General features: G+C 61.8%; 18 protein-coding genes. 9 read left to right on the top strand and 9 right to left on the bottom strand.

What is annotated here, in order from left to right:
• Positions 1-95: 95 nt before the first annotated feature.
• Genes AB4O23_RS26175 through AB4O23_RS26160 form a run of 4 tightly spaced genes read left to right on the top strand, consistent with a single transcriptional unit; the run spans position 96 to position 2,802 of the window.
• On the top strand, positions 96-386 hold the full coding sequence (locus AB4O23_RS26175) for a hypothetical protein (RefSeq protein WP_017529726.1): 291 nt from the start codon (positions 96-98) through the stop codon (positions 384-386).
• Positions 386-1,246: a DUF72 domain-containing protein gene (locus AB4O23_RS26170; RefSeq protein WP_460061274.1), complete on the top strand. Its 861-nt coding sequence runs from the start codon at positions 386-388 to the stop codon at positions 1,244-1,246. Before AB4O23_RS26175 ends, AB4O23_RS26170 begins: the two co-directional genes overlap by 1 nt.
• Positions 1,247-1,272: 26 nt before the next feature.
• Positions 1,273-2,100 carry an isocitrate lyase/PEP mutase family protein gene (locus AB4O23_RS26165; protein ID WP_135196496.1) on the top strand — a complete coding sequence of 276 codons (828 nt, stop codon included), beginning with the start codon at positions 1,273-1,275 and terminating at the stop codon, positions 2,098-2,100.
• A 3-nt stretch (positions 2,101-2,103) separates the two neighbouring features.
• Entirely contained in the window at positions 2,104-2,802 is a 699-nt protein-coding gene (locus AB4O23_RS26160) for an extensin-like domain-containing protein (protein WP_267864229.1), read from the top strand.
• A 3-nt stretch (positions 2,803-2,805) separates the two neighbouring features.
• Here AB4O23_RS26160 and AB4O23_RS26155 read toward each other — a convergent pair whose 3' ends face one another.
• Positions 2,806-3,426: a hypothetical protein gene (locus AB4O23_RS26155; protein WP_017529722.1), complete on the bottom strand. Its 621-nt coding sequence runs from the start codon at positions 3,424-3,426 to the stop codon at positions 2,806-2,808.
• A gap of 96 nt (positions 3,427-3,522) precedes the next feature.
• On the opposite strand from AB4O23_RS26155, the gene AB4O23_RS26150 reads away from it, so the two are divergent.
• Positions 3,523-4,305: a class I SAM-dependent methyltransferase gene (locus tag AB4O23_RS26150; RefSeq protein WP_065877172.1), complete on the top strand. Its 783-nt coding sequence runs from the start codon at positions 3,523-3,525 to the stop codon at positions 4,303-4,305.
• Between the two features lie 3 nt (positions 4,306-4,308).
• On the opposite strand, the gene AB4O23_RS26145 is transcribed toward AB4O23_RS26150, so the two are convergent.
• Complete coding sequence (locus tag AB4O23_RS26145; protein ID WP_017529720.1) at positions 4,309-4,944, bottom strand: TetR/AcrR family transcriptional regulator; 636 nt, start codon at positions 4,942-4,944, stop codon at positions 4,309-4,311.
• 93 nt (positions 4,945-5,037) lie between these two features.
• Here AB4O23_RS26145 and AB4O23_RS26140 point away from each other — a divergent pair, with 93 nt between their 5' ends.
• From AB4O23_RS26140 to AB4O23_RS26130, 3 genes are read left to right on the top strand one after another with little or no spacing between them, the layout of a single operon-like run.
• Positions 5,038-6,138 carry an efflux RND transporter periplasmic adaptor subunit gene (locus AB4O23_RS26140; RefSeq protein ID WP_065877171.1) on the top strand — a complete coding sequence of 367 codons (1,101 nt, stop codon included), beginning with the start codon at positions 5,038-5,040 and terminating at the stop codon, positions 6,136-6,138.
• A 6-nt stretch (positions 6,139-6,144) separates the two neighbouring features.
• The gene (locus AB4O23_RS26135; RefSeq protein ID WP_065877170.1) at positions 6,145-9,210 is read left to right on the top strand and encodes an efflux RND transporter permease subunit; all 3,066 of its coding nucleotides are present in this window, start codon (positions 6,145-6,147) and stop codon (positions 9,208-9,210) included.
• A 2-nt stretch (positions 9,211-9,212) separates the two neighbouring features.
• Entirely contained in the window at positions 9,213-9,806 is a 594-nt protein-coding gene (locus AB4O23_RS26130) for a LysE family translocator (protein WP_065877169.1), read from the top strand.
• 484 nt (positions 9,807-10,290) lie between these two features.
• Here AB4O23_RS26130 and AB4O23_RS26125 read toward each other — a convergent pair whose 3' ends face one another.
• Genes AB4O23_RS26125 through plsB form a run of 3 tightly spaced genes read right to left on the bottom strand, consistent with a single transcriptional unit; the run spans position 10,291 to position 13,959 of the window.
• Positions 10,291-10,980, bottom strand: a complete 690-nt coding sequence (locus tag AB4O23_RS26125) for a DUF4197 domain-containing protein (protein ID WP_460061266.1) — start codon at positions 10,978-10,980, stop codon at positions 10,291-10,293.
• A 22-nt stretch (positions 10,981-11,002) separates the two neighbouring features.
• Positions 11,003-11,404 (bottom strand): YbaY family lipoprotein, encoded by a 402-nt coding sequence (locus AB4O23_RS26120; RefSeq protein WP_065877168.1) that lies wholly within the window; start codon positions 11,402-11,404, stop codon positions 11,003-11,005.
• Between the two features lie 50 nt (positions 11,405-11,454).
• The gene (gene plsB / locus AB4O23_RS26115) at positions 11,455-13,959 is read right to left on the bottom strand and encodes a glycerol-3-phosphate 1-O-acyltransferase PlsB (RefSeq protein WP_460061262.1); all 2,505 of its coding nucleotides are present in this window, start codon (positions 13,957-13,959) and stop codon (positions 11,455-11,457) included.
• 185 nt (positions 13,960-14,144) lie between these two features.
• Here plsB and AB4O23_RS26110 point away from each other — a divergent pair, with 185 nt between their 5' ends.
• On the top strand, positions 14,145-14,354 hold the full coding sequence (locus AB4O23_RS26110) for a cold shock domain-containing protein (RefSeq protein ID WP_017529713.1): 210 nt from the start codon (positions 14,145-14,147) through the stop codon (positions 14,352-14,354).
• Positions 14,355-14,499: 145 nt separating this feature from the next.
• On the opposite strand, the gene AB4O23_RS26105 is transcribed toward AB4O23_RS26110, so the two are convergent.
• The 4 genes from AB4O23_RS26105 to AB4O23_RS26090 all read right to left on the bottom strand — a co-directional run bounded on the left by AB4O23_RS26105 (position 14,500) and on the right by AB4O23_RS26090 (position 19,594).
• Positions 14,500-14,877 (bottom strand): hypothetical protein, encoded by a 378-nt coding sequence (locus tag AB4O23_RS26105; RefSeq protein ID WP_017529712.1) that lies wholly within the window; start codon positions 14,875-14,877, stop codon positions 14,500-14,502.
• 54 nt (positions 14,878-14,931) lie between these two features.
• A complete protein-coding gene (locus AB4O23_RS26100) occupies positions 14,932-15,741 on the bottom strand; it encodes a putative RNA methyltransferase (protein ID WP_017529711.1) in 810 nt (269 codons plus the stop codon).
• Positions 15,741-16,892, bottom strand: coding sequence for a succinyl-diaminopimelate desuccinylase (gene dapE / locus AB4O23_RS26095; RefSeq protein ID WP_017529710.1), 1,152 nt, complete (start codon positions 16,890-16,892; stop codon positions 15,741-15,743). The genes AB4O23_RS26100 and dapE overlap by 1 nt, the downstream gene beginning before the upstream one ends.
• 110 nt (positions 16,893-17,002) lie before the next feature.
• Entirely contained in the window at positions 17,003-19,594 is a 2,592-nt protein-coding gene (locus AB4O23_RS26090; protein ID WP_068934099.1) for a glycosyltransferase, read from the bottom strand.
• Positions 19,595-19,668 lie beyond the last annotated feature (74 nt).

Below are 19,668 nucleotides of genomic sequence, written 5' to 3'. Positions count from 1 at the left end.
CCTTTTTCAAATTATGTGTTCTAGTTATCACCAGAGCATTTGCGCACAACGGACAGTGCTGCCAAAATGCCATCACTGATAGCGAGTTCGCGCCCATGCGTATTGATGGATTTTCCTCACAGTCGTACCCAATCAAGCGTAAGCCGCGTAAGGCAAACGCCACGGTGGACGACTCCGTCGAGGATTCGCCGGATTTCATCGAAGTGCAGTCCGACGCGCAGGCCAGTTCTCAAGCACGCATCAGCGGCCTTCCAGCCCGTCAGCAAGACATGATCTTCCCGCGCTCCATGAGCAAAAGCGTTGCCACTGCCCTGGCCAGTTACCTGACCACCGCCAGCTTTGTCGAATGGGATATGGAAGTGCTGGGCCTCGACATCCATATCTGATGCGTCTGCCTTACTACCTCGGTTGCCCGTCCTGGAGTGAAAACGCCTGGCGCGAGTACCTGTACCCCTCCGATGCTCACTCCAGCGATTACCTTGCGCTGTATTCCCAGGTCTTCAACGCGGTTGAAGGCAACACCACGTTTTATGCCCGCCCCTCGGCCGCCACGGTGCAGCGCTGGGCCGACATCATGCCCGCAGATTTCCGCTTCACCGCCAAGTTCCCCGGTGATATCAGCCATGGTGGCGATTTGCGTGAGCAATTGCCGGCGGCGCAGAGTTTTGTTGGCTTGATGAGCCCATTGGGTGAGCGGGTTTCACCGCTGTGGCTGCAATTGTCGGCGAGTTTTTCGCCGCAGCGCCTGGCTGAGCTGGCCGGTTTTATTGAGGGCCTGGAGCGTCCGATGGCGGTGGAAGTACGCCACCCGGCGTTCTTCGCCAAGGGCGATGCCGAACGCATGCTCAACCGTTTGCTGCGTGACCGTGGTGTGGAGCGCATCTGCCTCGACCCACGTGCACTGTTCAGTTGCACCTCGACCTCGGCGGCGGTGCTGCATGCCCAATCAAAAAAGCCCAAGGTGCCGCCGCGTCCGGCCGCGCTGACGCTGTTTCCGCAGGTGCGGTTTATCGGCCACCCCGAGCTTGAGGCGAATGACCCCTTCCTGGTTCCCTGGGTAGAAAAAATCGCCGGTTGGATCGAAGAGGGCCGCACACCCTATGTGTTCCTGCACACCTCCGACAACCGCCTGGCCGCGCAACTGGCGCTGCGGTTCCACGAAAAACTGCGCGAGCGCCTACCCGACCTGCCGGCGCTGCCTACGCTCAATCGCACTCCCGAAGTGGAACAACTGGGGTTACTCTAGGCTCCTTTTTCCGCCAGGAGCCAGACATGGATGCTCAAACCCTTCGCGCCGAAACCTTCAAGGCCCTGCACGAGCGTGACCGTGCGTTCGTCATGCCCAACCCATGGGACGCCGGCTCCGCCGTGATGCTGGCCAGCCTGGGTTTCGAAGCGTTGGCCACCACCAGTGCCGGCTATGCGTTCAGCCTGGGGCGCCCGGACGCGGAAGGCGCGCTGTCCCTGGAAGATACCTTGCTCAATGCCTCGATGATCGCCAACGCCACCGCGTTGCCGGTAGCGGCCGATCTGGAAAACGGCTTCGGCGACGCCCCCGATGACTGCGCCCGCACCATCCTGCGTGCCGCGGCCACCGGCATTGTCGGCGGCTCGATCGAAGATGCCACGGGTGTTGCCGTCGACCCGATCTATTCCTTCGACCTCTCTGTTGAACGTGTGGAAGCTGCTGTCGCGGCTGCCCGCAGCCTGCCATTCCCCTTCACCCTGACCGCCCGCGCGGAAAACCTCCTGCATGGCCGCCTGGATTTGCCCGACACTGTTCGCCGCCTGCAAGCCTACGCCGAGGCCGGTGCCGACGTGCTGTATGCGCCCGGCTTGCGCAGTGCCGAGGAAGTGCTGGCGGTGGTCAAGGCTGTGGCGCCCAAACCGGTGAATGTGTTGATGTCCGGCGGGCTCAAACTCAGCGTGGCGCAATTGAACTCGATGGGCGTCAAGCGCATCAGTGTCGGTTCGGCAATGGCGCTGGCGGCCTATGGCGAGTTTTATCGCGCGGCTCAGGAGGTTTATGAGTTGGGCACATTCAGTTTTACCGAGCGCTCGATGCCGTTCAGCCGGGCCAACCAGTTCTTCAAAGGTTAAGCCGTGCGTTTTTTCAACGTCATGGGGGCGCTGCTGGTGCTCGGCGGCGTTATTGCCGTTGGGGTCTGGCGCGGCTGGGTGCCGGTAGCGGATCAATGGAACCCCTGGGCGCCGCTGGATGTACGCGCCACCCCCAACCTGCTGACCCGCTACAAACTGGGGCGTCTGGCAAATGACCCCGCGTTGTGCGAACAGGTGCTGGAAACTTCCGGCCTGCATGTGAGCCATCAAGCTGATACGCCCTCCGACGTTGCCTGTCCCTTGCGCAATACCTTGCGCGTGCAGGGCGCGGCGGTCGGCTTGAGCGGCAGCTTTCTCGCCAGTTGCCCGTTGGCCGTGGCGTTCGCCCTGTTCGAGCGTCACAGCCTGCAACCGGCGGCCCAGGCGATATTTGGCCAGGCGGTGACGCGGGTCGATCATTTGGGCAGTTTTGCCTGTCGCAACATGTATAACCGTGCCGAAGGGCGGCTGAGCCAGCATGCCTCGGCCAACGCCTTGGATATAGCCGGGTTTCGCCTGGCGGATGGGCGCAGCATCAGCGTGCTCAAGGACTGGCCGGGGGAGGGCGACAAGGCGCGCTTCCTGCGACAGGTACGCGACAGCGCCTGTGATGATTTCAACGTGGTGTTGGGGCCGGACTACAACGCCGCGCACCGCAACCATTTCCACCTGGACATGGGCCCCTGGTGGGTGTGTCGCTGAAGGTCAGGCGGCCAGGCGCAGGTTCTGGGTGACCAGCGGGCGTGCCCAATGGTAGTCAAAGTCCAGGGCCTGTTGTTGCGCCAGCAGCTCCTCGGTCGGGTACGGCGTGGCGGGAGGTGGCAGCAGGTCCAGCTCGAACTCGGCAATCGGCAGATGCAATGGGCGTGGTTGCGGCGCCGGGCCTGGCTCGGGCAATGGCTGGCCGGCGCTCAGCACGATGGGGCGTACCCAACCGCTTTCAAAATTCTGCTGGCGTTGCTGGGCGACGATCTCTTCTTGCGGGAATGGCGTGGCGGCCGGTGGCAGCAACTCGGTGTCGAATTCGGCGATGGGCAGGAACAGCGGCTCAGGCGGGGCGATGATGGTGTCTTTCACGTCGCACTCACGCTGGGTGAGGATCTGCGCCAGCAGGTCGGCGCCTTCGCTGGGTTCTACCGCCGGGTCCATCGCAGCCGACGCCTGGGCAGCCGGCACGCCTGGCGTATCGCCAAGCTGCTCGGCCAACGCGCGGGCGAAGAAGTCCTGCCACACATGGCTCACCCCGGCCAGCGCTTGGGTATTGCGCAGGCCGTAGTGGTTGTGGGTCGGCAGTACACCGATGGTTAGGGGGAGAATGTCTGACATTTTTTTCGGTCGACGCTCAGCTCTGGCAAAATACCTGACTGTGATTTTTATCGGCCGTTGTTTGCCGATCCTTAATATTTTTGAGCGTAGCGATTGATGAGCGAACATCCAGCGGCCAGCCGCATCCAGGTCGAGGCTTTGGCCGAAGGTTTCCAGGCTCGCGCCGAGCAATGGGCTTCGTTGCTTGGTCTGCCTTTACAGCTCGCGGATGCGGAGTTTTCCCTGCAGGTCGGGGAACATGGCCTGCAACTGCAACAGCTCGGGCCTGACGCACCGGGGCCGGTGCGTGTGGACTTTGTCGAGGGTGGCGCCGCGCACCGGCGTTTATACGGTGGCGGCAGCGGGCAGATGATCGCCAAGGCCGTTGGCGTTGCCCAAGGCGTGCGCCCACGCGTACTGGATGCCACGGCCGGCCTGGGCAAGGATGCGTTCGTACTGGCCAGCCTCGGTTGCGACATGAGCCTGATCGAACGCCAGCCGCTGATCGGCGCCTTGCTTGAAGACGGCCTGGCGCGCGGCGCGGAGGATTTCGAAGTGGCGCCCATCGTGGCACGCATGAAGCTGCTCAAGGGCAACTCCATCGAGGTGATGCGTCATTGGGAAGGCGAGCCGCCGCAGGTTATCTACCTCGACCCCATGTTCCCTCATCGTGAGAAAACTGCCCTGGTGAAGAAAGAAATGCGCCTGTTCCGGCCGTTGGTGGGCGATGATCCGGACGCGCCGGCCCTGTTGGCCGCGGCACTGGCCCTGGCCAGCCACCGCGTGGTGGTCAAGCGCCCACGCAAGGCGCCCTGCATCGAAGGGCCCAAGCCGAGCCATGCGCTGGATGGCAAGTCCAGCCGCTATGACATCTATCCGAAGAAAGCGCTCAAGCCTTGATGTTCAAGGCCTGTAGGCCCGCATAAACAACCCCACCACGTCCTGCACATGCGCTTCGGCGGCTTCTTCAGTCAGTTGCCCGCCGCAGCCATACAGCAAGCAGAAATTCGCCGTGCCCTTGAGCAGGCAAAAAAAGTGCTCGGCGGCCTTAAAGGGTTTGTCGATGCTCAGGGCGCCGCTTTGGTCGATCTTACCGAGCAGGCGCTCCATGCCTTGCAGCATGCGCATCGGGCCGGCTTCGAAAAAGATCCGCGACAGTTTCGCGTCCTGATTGCCGGTGGTCATCATCAGGCGATGCAGGTTGACCGACTCCTCACTGTTGATCAGGCGATGAAAGCCCCGTGCGATGTTCAACAGCACCGTCTTGACGGGCATGCCGTCGGGCAGCTCGAAGTACATGACCGGTAATTGCTCTTCGCACTTGGCCACGACGGCGGCGGTGAATAGCGTCTCTTTGTCGGTGAAGTGGCTGTAGACGGTCAGTTTCGATACGCCGGCTTCAAGGGCCACGGCATCCATGCTGGTGTTGGCGTAACCATGACTCAAAAACAGAAATTTCGCTGCTTCGAGGATCGCCTGGCGTTTTGCCATGTCCTTGGGGCGCCCGGGGCTGTTGGTGTTCAATGGATTGTCGGACATTTTCACCTTTAATACTGGACTGGTGAGTTTGGTATTAATAACATACTGGCCAGTATAATTATTCCTAGCTCCATTTGCGAAAGGTCCTTCAGCATGCGCAGTACTTTCCTGCCCCTTGCGTTGCCTGTCAGCCTGGTCTTCCTATTGGCCGCCTGCGGCCATGAAGAAGCGGCCCAGACCACCGTCCGCCCGGCCATGGTGGTGCAGCCGCAGCCATCGGCGCAGTCGACGGACAGCTACCCCGGCGAAGTACGTGCCCGCTATGAACCGGACCTGGCCTTTCGCATCGGCGGCAAAGTCAGCAAACGGTTGGTGGAAGAGGGCGAGCGCGTCAAGGCCAACCAAGCCCTGGCGGAACTCGACCCCCAGGACGTGCGCCTGCAATTGGAAGCCACCCGTGCCCAAGTGGCCGCCGCCGAGGCCAACCTGAGCCTGGTGCGCGCTGAACGTGACCGCTACAAAACCCTGATGGACCGTCAGATGGTCAGCCGTTCGCAGTACGACAATTCCGAAAACCTCTACCGATCCGGTGAAGCGCGCCTCAAGCAGATCAAGGCCGAGTTCGATGTGGCCAGCAACCAGGCCGGTTATGCCGTGCTTCGTGCGCCGCAGGACGGTGTGGTTGCCAAACGTGCGGTGGAAGTCGGCCAGGTGGTGTCCGCCGGGCAAACCGTGTTCACCCTGGCCACCGATGGCGAGCGGGAGGTCCTGATCAGCCTGCCGGAGCAGGGGTTTGGCCGCTTCAAGATCGGCCAGCCGGTGGCGGTGGAGTTGTGGAGCCAGCCGGACCAGCGCTTTGCCGGGCGCATTCGTGAGCTGTCACCGGCTGCCGATCCCAAGTCGCGCACGTTTGCTGCACGCGTTGCGTTCACCGGTGGCAAGGTGCCGGCGGAACTGGGCCAGAGCGCCCGCGTATTTATCCAGGCCGACGGTGTTATTCCACTGTCGGTGCCGTTGTCGGCCCTCAGCGCGGAGAATGGCGCGTCCTACGTTTGGCGTGTGCAGCCGGACAACACCCTCAAGCGCGTGCCGGTGCGTATCGGCGCGTTCGGCGAAAAAACCGTCCCGGTGCTGGAAGGCCTGACCCCCACCGACTGGGTAGTCGCGGCGGGCGTGCACGTGCTCCACGAGGGCCAGCAAGTGCGCCCGGTGGATCGCTCCAACCGTGTGGTCAATCTAGCGGCCAAGGAGTAGTCCCTGATGGGTTTCAATCTTTCCGAATGGGCGTTGCGTAATCGCCAGATCGTACTGTTCCTGATGATCCTGCTGGCGGTGGTCGGCACTTTGTCCTACACCAAACTGGGGCAAAGCGAAGACCCGCCGTTCACCTTCAAGGCCATGGTGATCAAGACCAACTGGCCGGGTGCTACCGCCCAGGAAGTCTCGCGCCAGGTCACCGAGCGCATCGAGAAAAAACTGATGGAGACCGGCGAGTACGAACGCATCGTTTCGTTTTCGCGTCCCGGTGAGTCCACGGTCACCTTCATTGCTCGCGACTCCATGCACTCCGTGCAGATTCCCGAGTTGTGGTACCAGGTGCGCAAGAAAATCAGCGACATCCGCCAGACCTTGCCGCCGGACATCCAGGGGCCGTTTTTCAACGATGAATTCGGTACCACCTTCGGCAACATCTATGCCCTGACTGGCGACGGCTTCGACTACGCCGTGCTCAAGGACTACGCCGACCGCATCCAGATTCAACTGCAACGTGTGCCGGATGTGGGCAAGGTCGAACTGCTTGGCCTACAGGACGAGAAGATCTGGATCGAACTGTCCAACCTCAAGCTCGCTACCCTCGGCCTGCCGTTGGCGGCGGTGCAGCAGGCGTTGCAGGAACAAAATGCGGTGTCCACCGCCGGCTTCTTTGAAACCCCGAGCGAGCGCGTGCAACTGCGCGTGTCGGGTAACTTCAAAACGGTGGAAGAGATCCGTAACTTTCCGATTCGCGTCGGCGACCGCACCTTCCGCATTGGCGATGTGGCCGACATCCATCGGGGTTTCAATGACCCACCGGCGCCGCGCATGCGTTATATGGGCGCGGATGCCATCGGCCTGGCCGTGGCCATGCGCGACGGCGGCGACATTCTGGTACTGGGCAAGGCCCTTGAGGGTGAATTCGCACGCCTGCAGAAGAACCTTCCGGCCGGCATGGAGCTGCGCAAGGTATCGGACCAACCGGCAGCGGTGAAAACCAGTGTCGGAGAGTTCGTCCAGGTGTTGGCCGAGGCCTTGGCGATTGTCTTGCTGGTGAGCTTCTTCTCCCTTGGCGTACGCACCGGCATGGTGGTGGCCCTGGCGATTCCGCTGGTGTTGGCGATGACCTTTGCCACCATGTATTACCTCGGCATCGGCCTGCACAAGATCTCTCTCGGTGCGCTGGTATTGGCCTTGGGCCTGCTGGTGGACGACGCGATCATCGCCGTGGAAATGATGGCGATCAAAATGGAGCAGGGCTATGACCGGCTTAAAGCCGCGAGTTTCGCCTGGACCAGTACCGCCTTCCCGATGCTCACCGGTACGCTGATCACCGCCGCCGGCTTCCTGCCGATTGCCACCGCGCAATCCAGTACCGGCGAATACACGCGCTCTATTTTCCAGGTGGTGACCATCGCGTTGCTCGCCTCGTGGGTCGCCGCTGTGGTGTTTGTGCCGTATCTGGGGGAAAAGCTCCTGCCTGACCTGGCGAAGATTCACGCGGCCAAACACGGCGCGGATGGCCCTGACCCCTACGGCACACCGTTTTACCAGCGCGTCAGACGTTTGGTGGAATGGTGCGTGCGCCGGCGCAAAACCGTGATCGTGTTGACCTTGCTACTGTTTATCGGCTCGGTGGCCTTGTTCCGCTTTGTGCCGCAGCAGTTCTTCCCGGCTTCCGGTCGCCTGGAGTTGATGGTTGATCTGAAACTGGCCGAAGGCGCCTCCCTGAGCAACACCGCCGACCAGGTAAAACGTCTGGAAGGATTGCTCAAGGCCCACGCCGGCGTCGAAAACTATGTGGCCTATGTCGGCACCGGCTCGCCACGTTTCTACCTGCCCCTGGACCAGCAACTGCCGGCGGCCAGCTTCGCGCAGTTTGTAGTGCTGGCTAAAACCATCGAAGAACGCGAAGGCCTGCGTACCTGGTTGATCGAAACCCTCGACGAACAATTCCCCGCACTGCGCGGGCGCGTCACCCGGTTGGAGAACGGACCGCCTGTGGGTTATCCGGTGCAGTTTCGTGTAACCGGCGAGCACATCGAAGAGGTCCGCGCCCTGGCTCGGAAAGTGGCGGCCAAGGTCCGCGAAAATTCCCACGTCGCCAATGTGCATCTGGACTGGGAAGAACCGAGCAAAATCGTCTACCTGAATATCGACCAGGACCGCGCCAGGGCGTTGGGGGTCAGTACCGCCAACCTGGCCAAATTCCTGCAGAGCTCGCTGACCGGCTCCAGCGTCAGCCAGTACCGGGAAGACAACGAGTTGATCGAGATCCTGTTGCGCGGCACGGTTCATGAACGCACCGAGTTGTCGCTGCTGCCAAGCCTGGCCGTGCCGACCGACAACGGCAAAAGCGTCGCGCTGTCGCAGATCGCCACCCTCGAATACGGCTTCGAGGAGGGCATTATCTGGCACCGTAACCGCCTGCCGACCGTGACCGTGCGCGCCGATATCTATGGCAAGGAGCAACCGGCGACCCTGGTCCAGCAGATCCTGCCAACGCTCGCCGACGTACGTGCCGAACTGCCGGACGGTTATCAGCTGGAGGTCGGCGGCACCGTCGAAGACTCCGCCCGTGGGCAGAACTCGGTGAAGGCCGGGGTACCGCTGTTTATCGTGGTGGTGCTGACCTTGCTCATGCTGCAACTGCGCAGCTTCTCGCGCAGCGCCATGGTGTTCTTGACCGCGCCGCTGGGCCTGATCGGTGTGACGCTGTTCCTGCTGGTGTTCCGCCAGCCGTTCGGTTTCGTGGCGATGCTCGGCACCATCGCCCTGTCGGGCATGATCATGCGCAACTCGGTGATCCTGGTGGACCAGATCGAGCAAGACATCAAGGCCGGCCTGGCACCGTGGCAAGCCATTATCGAGGCCACCGTGCGGCGCTTTCGCCCGATTGTGCTGACGGCACTCGCGGCGGTGCTGGCGATGATCCCGCTGTCGCGCAGCGTGTTCTTCGGGCCGATGGCGGTAGCGATCATGGGTGGGTTGATTGTGGCGACGGCGTTGACACTATTGTTCCTGCCGGCGCTGTATGCTGCGTGGTTCCGAGTGAGGAAGGACGTCGCGTAATCATGTTGGCCACTGTTTCAGCCCTGTTGCTGCTGCTGCTCGCCCCAGGCCCCACCAATACCCTGTTGTTTCGCGCCGGGGTGTTGTTTGGGCTTCGGGCTTCGTGGCTGTTGGTGTTTATCGAATGCCTGGCGTACCTGCTCCAAGTGTCGGTGTGGGGCGTCGCGCTGCTCTACCTGGGGGCTTATTCACCTTGGGCATTGCAAGCGACGCAACTGGCCGCCGCCTGCTACCTGTTGTATGTCTCGTACAAGCTCTGGCAACGCAAAAACAGCGCCCTCGACCCACGGCACGACCGCTTCTCTGGGCTTTATTTTTTCTGGCTGACGGTCATGAACCCCAAGGGGCTGTTGATCGTATCCTTCATCGCGCCGGCCAGCACCTTTGCCACGCTGCAAGGTTATGTCACGTTCATGGGCACGCTGGCGCTGGTGGTGATACCGGTGGGGGCGGCCTGGATCGTGCTGGGCAGTCGCTTTGCAGGGATTCAAAAAACCTGGCTCACGCCGTTGAGGATCAATCGCGCAACGTCCGTGGCGATCGGTTGTTTTGCCACGCTCATGATGGGGCGGTTGGCCGAGGCGGTTATGCATTGATTGGCCGGCGTTTCACATGCTGATGCAAACACGCCTCAGGCCAGGTGGAACGTTCATGGGTTTCACTCCACTCAGATTTGCCTGATGGACAGGCACAGGTCTTGGTTCCGCCCGTTGGCGGCCGGCCTGATTTCACTGAGTTCAAGGAGTGTCAGATGTCGTTTTTCAGCGCAATTGCTGCGTTCAAGGGTGCATTTCTGGGGGCGTTGCTGGGTGGCTACTTGCCGCGCGAAGGCACTGCTCCAGCTTTACAGCAAAGACCAGGAGGCGAGGCTCATCGCCCCCATCCAACCCGGCCAGGTTATGGGCGGCCGCACCCCACGCGTCCCGCTTGTGCCACACCGCATCACCCGCATACGCACCCGATCAGCCATCCTCAATTGCCGAGCCGGCCGTTGTTTGCGTTGTTTAACCGCTAAGCGTCAGGCGTAAGACCACTGCGCCCAGTTTCGCAGGAAGCGGCCTGGGCGCAGTGAGGAAGGGGTTACAGCGCGCCGAACACCTTCTTCGCCAGGCTGGTGGCCGCCGCCGCCGGATTCTTGCGAATGGTTTCTTCCTGTTCGGCAATCATCTTGAACAAACCGTCCAGCGCCTGCTCGGTCACGTAGTTTTCGACGTTGGCGCTCTTGGCATCCACTGCGCCGAATGCCGCCGCCTTGCCTGCCAGGGCGTTGTACTGCTGAGCCACGCCGACCTTGTCGGTGGCGGCCTTGACGATGGGCAGGAACTTGGCGCGAATCTCTTCGCGGCTGGTTTTATTCAGGTACTGGGTTGCCGAGTCCTGGCCACCGCTGAGGATGCCCTTGGCGTCGGTGACGCTCATTTTTTTCACGGCATTGACCAGGATCGGCTGAGCCTGGGTCACTGCTGTTTCCGCCGCTTTGTTCATGCTGGTTTCCAGTTGCGTGACCTGGTCACCCATACCGAACATTTTCAGCTTGTCGGCGACTTTGCCCAACTTGCCGGGCAGGTCGATCTTGACCTCGGGGTTGTTGCTGAAGCCGCCGGGTGTGCCCAGTTGTTTCACGGCGATCTGTGCGCCTTGGGTGAGGGCATCCTTGAGGCCGCCGCTGGCGTCGCCTTGGGACAGGCTGCCAAGGTCCAGGGCCATGGCGTTGGCACCGAGCAGCAGGCCGGCACACAGGGCGGTAAGGCGAAGGGAGTTACGGAGCATGGGCGCTTCCTTATGATCGAATTCAGTGGGCCACGGCATCGACGCGCAGGCGCAGAGGTTGTGGGTCCTGGCCGTTGAGCTGAACAGCGTGCCGTTCGGTAGTGGTAAACAGTAGCTTGCCGTCCAGTTCGATGCGAGCGCTCACCGAATAAGTGTGGCCGGGCTTGACCTGCGCCGGGTCGTAGCTCAGGTGAAACGGCAGGGGCACCTGGCCTTTGACCGGGCCTTTCTGTTCGGCGAGGGTCACGGCCGGCGCGTCCATCAGGGATACGTCTTGCAGGCTGACGCTCAAGGTCGCGGCCGCAGGAAGAGCGATGCGTTGCAGGTAGAACACCTCGCCGTCGAGGCTTGCCTGGGGGGAGTGGTGCACGGATTGGCAGGCTCCAAGCAGGGCGGTAAGGCCCAGCAGGATAATTTTTTTCATGGTGCGGCTCCTTTCAATGGCGCCTGCATCCAACGGGCGCCTGTTTAAATCTAGCGGTTTTCTTGCGCCTCGACTGACGCTTCGGCTGCGCCGTCCACACGGTGCAGGGCCACTTGGCGGATCGACAGGCGAATGTCGGCCGGCAACACGCGTTTGGCGGCGCCTTCGGCCAGTTCGCCGAGCAATGCGTGGTAGCTCAACTTGCCGGCTTCGTCGCGGCGCAGCACATCCTGCTCCAGCAACGTCTGAATAAAATGTCGGAAAAGGCTCTTATCGAAGAACTCCGGAGCATTGAGGCCATGCAGGATCGACAGGCGCTGGGCCATGATCGTGCACAGGTCCTCCAGTTCTTCGGCGCTGATACTGTTCTGGCCGCTGTTGAGCAGCAGCGAAATCGCCATGTAGAAGCGTTGCAGGGTCTGGGCGATGCTCTTGGACAGCAGCGTCAGCAACACGAAGTGCCGCGAACTCGGCGCCGGGCGCAGGTACACGTCTTTTTCGAAGCGCAGCAGGCCCTGTTCGACAAACGCTTGCAGCCACTGGTCGATGACCGCGTCGAGCTCTTCCAGCGACCAGCGAATAAACAGCTCCGATTGCAGGTACGGGTACAGCGCGTGGGTATAGCGCAGGATCTGCTCGCGGTTCATGCGCGAACTGCTCTGGAAGAAACTCGCCAGCAACGCCGGCAGGGCGAAGATGTGCAGCACGTTGTTGCGGTAGTAGGTCATCAGGACGGCGTTCTGCTCGTCCAGGTACAGGATCTTGCCCAGGGCGTCGCTCTGTTCCGACAGCAGGTTCATGTCCTTGACGTGCTTGATCAGCGCCAGGCCATCGCCTTCCGGCAGGGTGGTGTGCGGCGAATAAGGCACGCGGCGCAACAGCGCCAGGTACAGGTCCAACTGGCGGGCCATGGCCTGTTCGTCCAGGGCCAGGCGCGTGGTCGACAGCAGAGCCAGGGCCACCAGGTTCACCGGGTTCACCGCTGCGGCTTCGTTCAAGTGGCGGGCCACTTGTTCGCCGAGGCGGTTGGTGGTTTCGTTGAGCCAGGCCGGTTTGTAGTTCGGGCCCAGCTCCTGGGCGCGCCAGTCGGGTTGTTCGTTGTCGAGAAACTCAGCCAGCTTGATCGGCTCGCCGAAGTTGACCGCCACCTGGCCGAAACGCTGCTTGAGCGCGCCGACCACTTTGAAGATGTCGAAGATCGATTCTTTCTTCTTGCTCGCACCGCGCAACTCACCGAGGTAAGTACGGCCTTCCAGTACGCGTTCATAGCCGATATACACCGGCACGAACACAATCGGCATGCGCGAGGAGCGCAGGAAACTGCGCAGGGTAATCGCCAGCATCCCGGTTTTCGGCTGCAGCATGCGGCCGGTGCGCGAACGCCCGCCTTCCACGAAGTACTCCACCGGGAAGCCCTTGGTGAACAACGTGTGCAGGTATTCGTTGAACACCGAGGTGTACAGCGGGTTGCCCTTGAAGGTGCGGCGCATGAAAAACGCACCGCCACGGCGCAGCAGGCTGCCGATTACCGGCATGTTCAGGTTGATGCCGGCCGCGATATGCGGCGGCGTCAGGCCATTTTTGAACAGCAGGTACGACAGCAGCAGGTAGTCGATATGGCTGCGGTGGCAGGGTACGTAGATCACCTCATAGCCCTGGGCAACCTTTTGCACACCTTCGATGTTATTGACCTTGATGCCGTCGTAGATCTTGTTCCAGAACCAGCTCAGCACCACCTCCAAAAAGCGGATCGCGGTGTAGGTGTAATCCGAGGCGATTTCGTTGCCATAGTGCAGGGCCTGGGCCTTGGCTTTTTCCGGGCTGATTTTTTCGCGCTCGGCTTCATCAAGAATGGCCTGGCGCACCAGCGGCATATTCACCAGGCCCTTCACCAGGTTGCGGCGATGGGACAGGTCGGGGCCGATCACGGCGGTCTTCAGGTTACGAAAGTGCACACGCAGTATGCGTTGGGCCATGCGCACGGTGCGTTCGTGCCCTTTATTGTGCTCGATCAACTCACGCAGGTTGATAGGCGCAGAGAATTGCACACGGGTCTTGCGACCCAGGATCAGGATGCTTAACAAGCGGCGTAGACGGCCGGTGACGGCCCAGCTGTCGGCAAACAGCAGTTTCCACGGGCTGGACTCGCTCGCCGGGGTCTGCCCCCAGAACACACTGACCGGAATGATTTGTGCATTCTCTTCGGCGTGTTCGCTCAGGGTGTTGACCAGGCGGGTCAGGGTCGGCGGCGCGCCGCGCTTGTCCTGGCGGCCGAGCCAGTCGGGTTCCGGCGTGAGGTAGAAGAACGCTGCCGGTTCCATCAGCGGGCCTACCGATACCGGCAGCACCGGGCGCGGCAAGCCGGCCTTGGTGCACTCGGCATCGACCACGGCCAGCTCGGTGAGGGAGGGCGATTGCAGGACGTAAAACACCGGCCGGCTGCGGTCCAGGTTAAGGGTAAGGGACGACTGGTTGATCGTCTCCGAGCGAACCCAGAGGTACAACAGTCGGCGCAAGGTGCCAAATACCAGACGGCGGAACGGGGAGCGGGTCATAGGCGAGCTGCTTGAAGTGGAAAAAACCGAGCGGGCGCTCGGGCGGGTAGTGTGCCGTATTCGCCGAAAATCGGCAAAAAAGCAGCGATGTAAACTTGAGTTGATCGTTTTTGAGCCTGTCTTATACTCGGCAGTTCAACGCGAACCGGCTCAACAATAAAAAAACCGAAGGGGGAGTGAGACAAATGGCAACGCGCGAAACCGGGAATGTGAAGTGGTTCAACGATGCAAAAGGCTATGGGTTCATTCAGCGTGAAGACGGCAAGGATGTGTTCGTGCATTACCGCGCCATTCGCGGGGACGGGCATCGCTCGTTGGCCGAAGGCCAGCAGGTGGAATACGCCGTGGTGAGCGGTGAGAAGGGCTTGCAGGCCGAGGATGTGGTCGGTTTGTAATGCGGGCTTTTGTTACACCGCAGAACCCATGTGGGAGGGGGCTTGCTCCCGATGGCTGAGTGTCAGTCACTGAATACATTGACTGACCCACCGCCATCGGGAGCAAGCCCCCTTCCACATTTTTGATTGGGTGTTCAGCTTAAGATCAGGCGGTTTTCCAGGTGATCTGCTCTTCACCGTCTGCGCTGATGCGAATCCAGATGTCAGCGCTTTCCTCGCCTTCTTCCTCAATCCACGTGCCCGGTGCACAACGCACTTCGACGTTCAGCGCGGCAAAGGCCGCCCGGGCGCAGGCGATGTCGTCGTCCCACGGGGTCTGGTCGCTTTCCAGATACAGGCTGTTCCATTTGCCGACAGCCTTGGGCAGCCAGGTTACCGGCACATTGCCGGCCTTGCATTTGTAGGTCTGGCCCTTCTGGACCCAGTCGGTGCATGGGCCGAGGGCGGCGCCGAGCCAGGCGGCGATGGCCTTGTGGTCGACGTCAGCGTCCTTCAGGTAAATCTCGATATCGGGTTGGCGCATGGATGTTCCTCGTTGCGGGATTCGAAAATCCATTCGCGGATGTAGAAAAGTCGCTTATTGAAGCACGAAATAGTCGTAGCGCATCGACACGGTGACCAGCAGCGGCTCGGCAGCCTCGATCACCTCGCTACGGCGCTCGGCGCTGGCACGCCAGCCGTGGGGCGTCATGGCCAGCAGGTTGGCGCGGTCCTGGGGTTCATTTAGGTGCAGAGTGAATTCCAGGGTCTCGCTGTGCGCCAGGCTCATACCCTCGGGCACTAGGGCCAGGTGCTTGTCGTCGGTGTACTCGCGCACTTCGTCGTACAGGCGCTCGCGCAATTGCATCAGATGGCCGCGGGTGGGGCCGACCTTCATCAAGCCGCCGCCAGGGCTGAGCAGGCGCTTGGCTTCCTGCCAGTCCAGCGGGCTGAACACACTGGCAAGGAACTGGCAGCTGGCATCGGCCAACGGCACGCGGGCCATGCTGGCGATCAACCAGGTCAGCGCCGGGTTGCGCTTGCAGGCGCGCTTGACCGCTTCCTTGGAAATATCCAGCGCGTAACCGTCGGCCTGGGGCAGGGCGTCGGCGATTTGCGCCGTGTAGTAACCCTCGCCACAGCCGATGTCGACCCAGCGCTGCGGCGCGCGTTCGGCGGCCAATTGCGCCAGGCGCCTGGCCACCGGGGCGTAGTGCCCGGCGTTGAGGAAGTCGCGGCGCGCCTCGACCATGGCCAGGTTGTCGCCTGGATCGCGGCTGTTCTTGTGCTGCACCGGCAACAGGTTCAGGTAACCCTGGCGCGCGCGGTCGAAACGGTGCCCGGCCGGGCACGCCACGCCATTGTCCACCGCGTTGAGCGGGGCGCTGCAAATGGGGCAAGCGAGCATCAGGCGAGCAACTTGATCAGGGTCTGGTAGTAGATTTCGGTCAGCACATCGAGGTCGCTGGCGAGAATGCGCTCGTTGACCTGATGAATCGTCGCGTTGACCGGGCCCAACTCGACCACTTGGGTTCCGAGGGTGGCGATGAAACGCCCGTCCGAGGTGCCGCCGCTGGTGGACGCCTGGGTCTCGCGCCCGGTGATCGCCTTGATGCTGGCGGAGACGGCATCGAGCAACGCGCCCGGTTCGGTGAGAAACGGCAGGCCCGACAGCGCCCATTCCACGTGCCAGTCCAGGCCATGCTTGTCGAGGATCTGCGCGACGCGCTGTTGCAGGCCTTCGACGGTGGATTCGGTGGAGAAACGGAAGTTGAATACCGCCGTCAGATCGCCGGGAATCACGTTGGTGGCCCCGGTGCCGGAGTTGAGGTTGGAGATCTGGAAGCTGGTCGGCGGGAAGAACCTGTTGCCGTCGTCCCAATGCTCCGCGGCCAATTCGGCCAGGGCCGGCGCGGCCAGGTGGATCGGGTTTTTCGCCAGGTGCGGGTAGGCCACGTGGCCTTGTACACCGCGCACGGTCAGGGTGGCGCCGAGTGAGCCACGGCGGCCGTTCTTGACCACGTCGCCCACCAGGGTAGTGCTCGACGGTTCGCCGACGATGCACCAGTCCAGGCGCTCTTTGCGCGCGGCCAGGCGTTCGATGACCGCTTTGGTGCCGTGGTGCGCCGGGCCTTCTTCATCGCTGGTGATCAGGAAGGCGACCGAGCCCTTGTGGTCCGGGTAGTCGGTGACGAAGCGCTCGGCAGCCACCAGCATCGCCGCCAGGCTGCCTTTCATATCGGCCGCGCCACGCCCGCACAGCATGCCGTTTTCATCGATCAGCGCGTCGAACGGGTCGTTCTGCCAGGCCTGCACCGGGCCGGTCGGCACCACGTCGGTGTGGCCGGCAAAGCACAGCACCGGGCCTTCGTGTTTGCCATGGGTGGCCCAGAAATTGTCTACCTCGAAGATGCGCATCGGCTCCAGTGCAAAACCAGCGTCGCCCAGGCGCTGCATCATCAGCTTCTGGCAATCGGCGTCGATCGGCGTGACCGAGGGGCGCCGGATCAGGTCGATGGCAAGTTGAAGGGTCGGCGAAAGGTCGGCATGGGCCGTCATGGGAAAACTCCGGAAAGCATGTTTGGAAGAGCAGGGCGGGCAGACAAAACGGCCGTTATCTTATAGCAAAACGGCGGCCAGAGGCCGCCGTTTAGTGCATTGCGCCAGTTTTAACTGGCCGGTGCGGGCTCAGGTGCCGCTGCCGGTTTGGGCAGCGACGACAGGAACGCCATGATCAACGCCGCCACATACGGCAGCGATTGCACCAGCAGCATCACCACCCAGAAGCGCATGTCATTGCTCGGCAGGCCCTGCACCAGGTAGATCCCCAGCGCCGCGCCCCACAACAGCAGCATGATGAACATCTCTTCGCGGGCTTCGGAAATAGCCACCCAGAAGCCGTGGTTATCCGCGTTTTTCGGTGTACGAAAGAACGGAATACTGCTGGTGAAGAAGCCATACAGCACCGCCTTGGCGATGGTGTGGGACAACGCCAAGCCGGCCAGGGCCGCGCAGAACGCGTCCTTGAGGTTTACGCCTACCGCACGGCGGTACAGGAAGATGATCTTGCCCACCTTGAACACGAACAACGCCAGGGGCGGGATCGCGAAAATCAGCAGCGGCGGGTCGACCCGCGTCGGCACGATGATCATCGCCGCCGACCACAACAGCGCACCGACGGTAAAGAAGATGTTCATGCCATCCGCCACCCACGGCAACCAGCCCGCGAGGAAGTGGTAGCGCTGGCCACGGGTCAGCTCGGTGTCCTTGCCGCGCAAGAGGCTGGCGGTGTGACGCTTGATGATTTGGATCGCGCCGTAGGCCCAGCGGAAACGCTGTTTCTTGAAGTCGATAAAGGTGTCCGGCATCAGGCCTTTGCCGTAGCTGTCGTGGTAATACGCGGCCGACAGGCCTTTCTCGAATACGCGCAGGCCCAATTCGGCGTCTTCACAGATGCACCAGTCGGCCCAGCCCAGTTCTTCGAGCACCGAACGACGGGTCATGGTCATGGTGCCGTGCTGGATGATCGCGTCGCGGTCGTTACGGGTGACCATGCCGATATGGAAGAAGCCTTTGTATTCCGCGTAGCAGAGCTTCTTGAAGGTGCTTTCGTTCTGGTCGCGGTAATCCTGCGGCGACTGCACCACGGCGATTTTCGGGTCGGCGAAGTGCGGCACCATGTGCTTGAGCCAGTTTGGCGACACGCAGTAGTCCGAGTCGATCACTGCGATCACTTCGGCATCCTTGGCCGTGTGCGGGATCAGGTAGTTCAGTGCGCCGCCCTTGAAACCGGCCAGCGGGGCGACGTGGAAGAACTTGAAGCGCGGGCCCAGGGTTTCGCAGTAGTCGCGCACCGGTTCCCAAACGGCAGGGTCCTTGGTGTTGTTGTCGATGATCAGGACTTCGTAGTCCGGGTAATCGAGGGCGGCCAGGGCATCGAGGGTCTGTTTGACCATTTCCGGCGGTTCGTTGTAGCACGGCACGTGGATCGACACTTTCGGGCGGTAGTGCGAATCCCCTTCAACCGGCAGGAATTCACGCCGACGCTTGTGGGTCCACACCGCTTCGGCCAGTTCGTGGGCTTCGGTGAGCAGCACGATAAATACGCCCAGGGCGCCGAGCGCCAGGAGGATACCCACGGTGACGCTGAACCAGGTGCTGTATTGCTGACTGTAGTCGTAGCCGATCCACACCAGCACCGAACCGCACAGGAACGCAATAAACGTCAGGAAGGTACGGCCACGTTGGCGCAGGGCCGAGCCGTCGATCATCAGCAACGTCAGGGACAGCAGCGCGAGCACCACCGAGCCGATGGCCAGCACGCGCCATTGCGGGATCGCGACCACAGGCCCTTCAAAGTTGAATTTCTGCTGGCGCGCAGCGTTGAACACCCCCCAATAGGCGCCTGCCGAACCTTCGTCGCTGACTTTCCACGGCTGATCGAAGGCCTCGATCACGAAGTAGTTGTAGCCCTGGCGATTAAGCTTGTTCACCAGGGTGCGTAGGTAAATCGCCTGGTCTGCGGGGGACGTTTCGTTGCCACCGCGCATGCGTCCGTTACTCGGCCAGCCCACTTCCGACAGCAGCAACGGCTTTTTCGGGAACAGTTTCTTCAGGTCCTTGGCACGGTCAAGTACGTACTGGCCGGCCTTGTCCATCGGGATGAACTCCCAGAACGGCAGGATGTGCGCGGCGATCAGGTCGACGTGCTTGGCCAGTTGCGGGTTTTTTTCCCAGATGTGCCATTGCTCGGAGGTGGTCACCGGTACTTTCACGGCGGCGCGCACGCGGTCCAGCAGCACGATCAGTGCCTCTGGGGTGATCTCTTCACGGAACAGCGCTTCGTTACCCACCACCACTCGTACGACGCTGCGCGAGGTGTTGGCGATCTCGATGGCGCGCTGGATCTCGCGTTCGTTGCGTTCCAGGTCCGGGCTGATCCAGATCCCGAGGGTCACGCGCAGGCCGAACTCTTCCGCCAGCTTGGGGATGTCCCCCAGGGTGCCGTCGACCGAATAGGTGCGGATGTTGTCCGTCAGCTTGCTCATGATCGCAAGGTCCTGACGCATCTGCTCATCGGTGGGGTACTGGTTTTTCTGCGGGTACTGGCCTTGCTGGAACGGCGAGTAGGAAAACCCCGAGATCTGCTCAGGCCAGTTGGGAGCGGTGACCGGGCGGTTGATCAGCGCCCAGAAGCCGGTGAACAGCGCGGCAATTGCCAGCACCACCACCAGGTTGAGTCCAAATTTACGCGATGCCATGGTTATGTCGGGTTCCAAAAGGTGTGGAACGAAAAGAGGTGCCGGCCTGCGCCGAACGGCGCGCATCCTACACC

The organism is Pseudomonas sp. H2_A10, assembly GCF_054680085.1.
The sequence above is the reverse complement of the archived record's forward strand: the minus strand, read 5'-3'. Positions and strand labels throughout refer to the sequence as shown.

Bases quoted from the DNA above. Each gene is read 5' to 3' on its own strand.
- AB4O23_RS26175 (WP_017529726.1), top strand. From the start codon at position 96: ATGCGTATTGATGGATTTTCCTCACAGTCGTACCCAATCAAGCGTAAG.
- AB4O23_RS26170 (WP_460061274.1), top strand. From the start codon at position 386: ATGCGTCTGCCTTACTACCTCGGTTGCCCGTCCTGGAGTGAAAACGCC.
- AB4O23_RS26165 (WP_135196496.1), top strand. From the start codon at position 1,273: ATGGATGCTCAAACCCTTCGCGCCGAAACCTTCAAGGCCCTGCACGAG.
- AB4O23_RS26155 (WP_017529722.1), bottom strand. From the start codon at position 3,426: ATGTCAGACATTCTCCCCCTAACCATCGGTGTACTGCCGACCCACAAC.
- AB4O23_RS26150 (WP_065877172.1), top strand. From the start codon at position 3,523: ATGAGCGAACATCCAGCGGCCAGCCGCATCCAGGTCGAGGCTTTGGCC.
- AB4O23_RS26145 (WP_017529720.1), bottom strand. From the start codon at position 4,944: ATGTCCGACAATCCATTGAACACCAACAGCCCCGGGCGCCCCAAGGAC.
- AB4O23_RS26140 (WP_065877171.1), top strand. From the start codon at position 5,038: ATGCGCAGTACTTTCCTGCCCCTTGCGTTGCCTGTCAGCCTGGTCTTC.
- AB4O23_RS26135 (WP_065877170.1), top strand. From the start codon at position 6,145: ATGGGTTTCAATCTTTCCGAATGGGCGTTGCGTAATCGCCAGATCGTA.
- AB4O23_RS26130 (WP_065877169.1), top strand. From the start codon at position 9,213: ATGTTGGCCACTGTTTCAGCCCTGTTGCTGCTGCTGCTCGCCCCAGGC.
- AB4O23_RS26125 (WP_460061266.1), bottom strand. From the start codon at position 10,980: ATGCTCCGTAACTCCCTTCGCCTTACCGCCCTGTGTGCCGGCCTGCTG.
- AB4O23_RS26120 (WP_065877168.1), bottom strand. From the start codon at position 11,404: ATGAAAAAAATTATCCTGCTGGGCCTTACCGCCCTGCTTGGAGCCTGC.
- plsB (WP_460061262.1), bottom strand. From the start codon at position 13,959: ATGACCCGCTCCCCGTTCCGCCGTCTGGTATTTGGCACCTTGCGCCGA.
- AB4O23_RS26110 (WP_017529713.1), top strand. From the start codon at position 14,145: ATGGCAACGCGCGAAACCGGGAATGTGAAGTGGTTCAACGATGCAAAA.
- AB4O23_RS26105 (WP_017529712.1), bottom strand. From the start codon at position 14,877: ATGCGCCAACCCGATATCGAGATTTACCTGAAGGACGCTGACGTCGAC.
- AB4O23_RS26100 (WP_017529711.1), bottom strand. From the start codon at position 15,741: ATGCTCGCTTGCCCCATTTGCAGCGCCCCGCTCAACGCGGTGGACAAT.
- dapE (WP_017529710.1), bottom strand. From the start codon at position 16,892: ATGACGGCCCATGCCGACCTTTCGCCGACCCTTCAACTTGCCATCGAC.
- AB4O23_RS26090 (WP_068934099.1), bottom strand. From the start codon at position 19,594: ATGGCATCGCGTAAATTTGGACTCAACCTGGTGGTGGTGCTGGCAATT.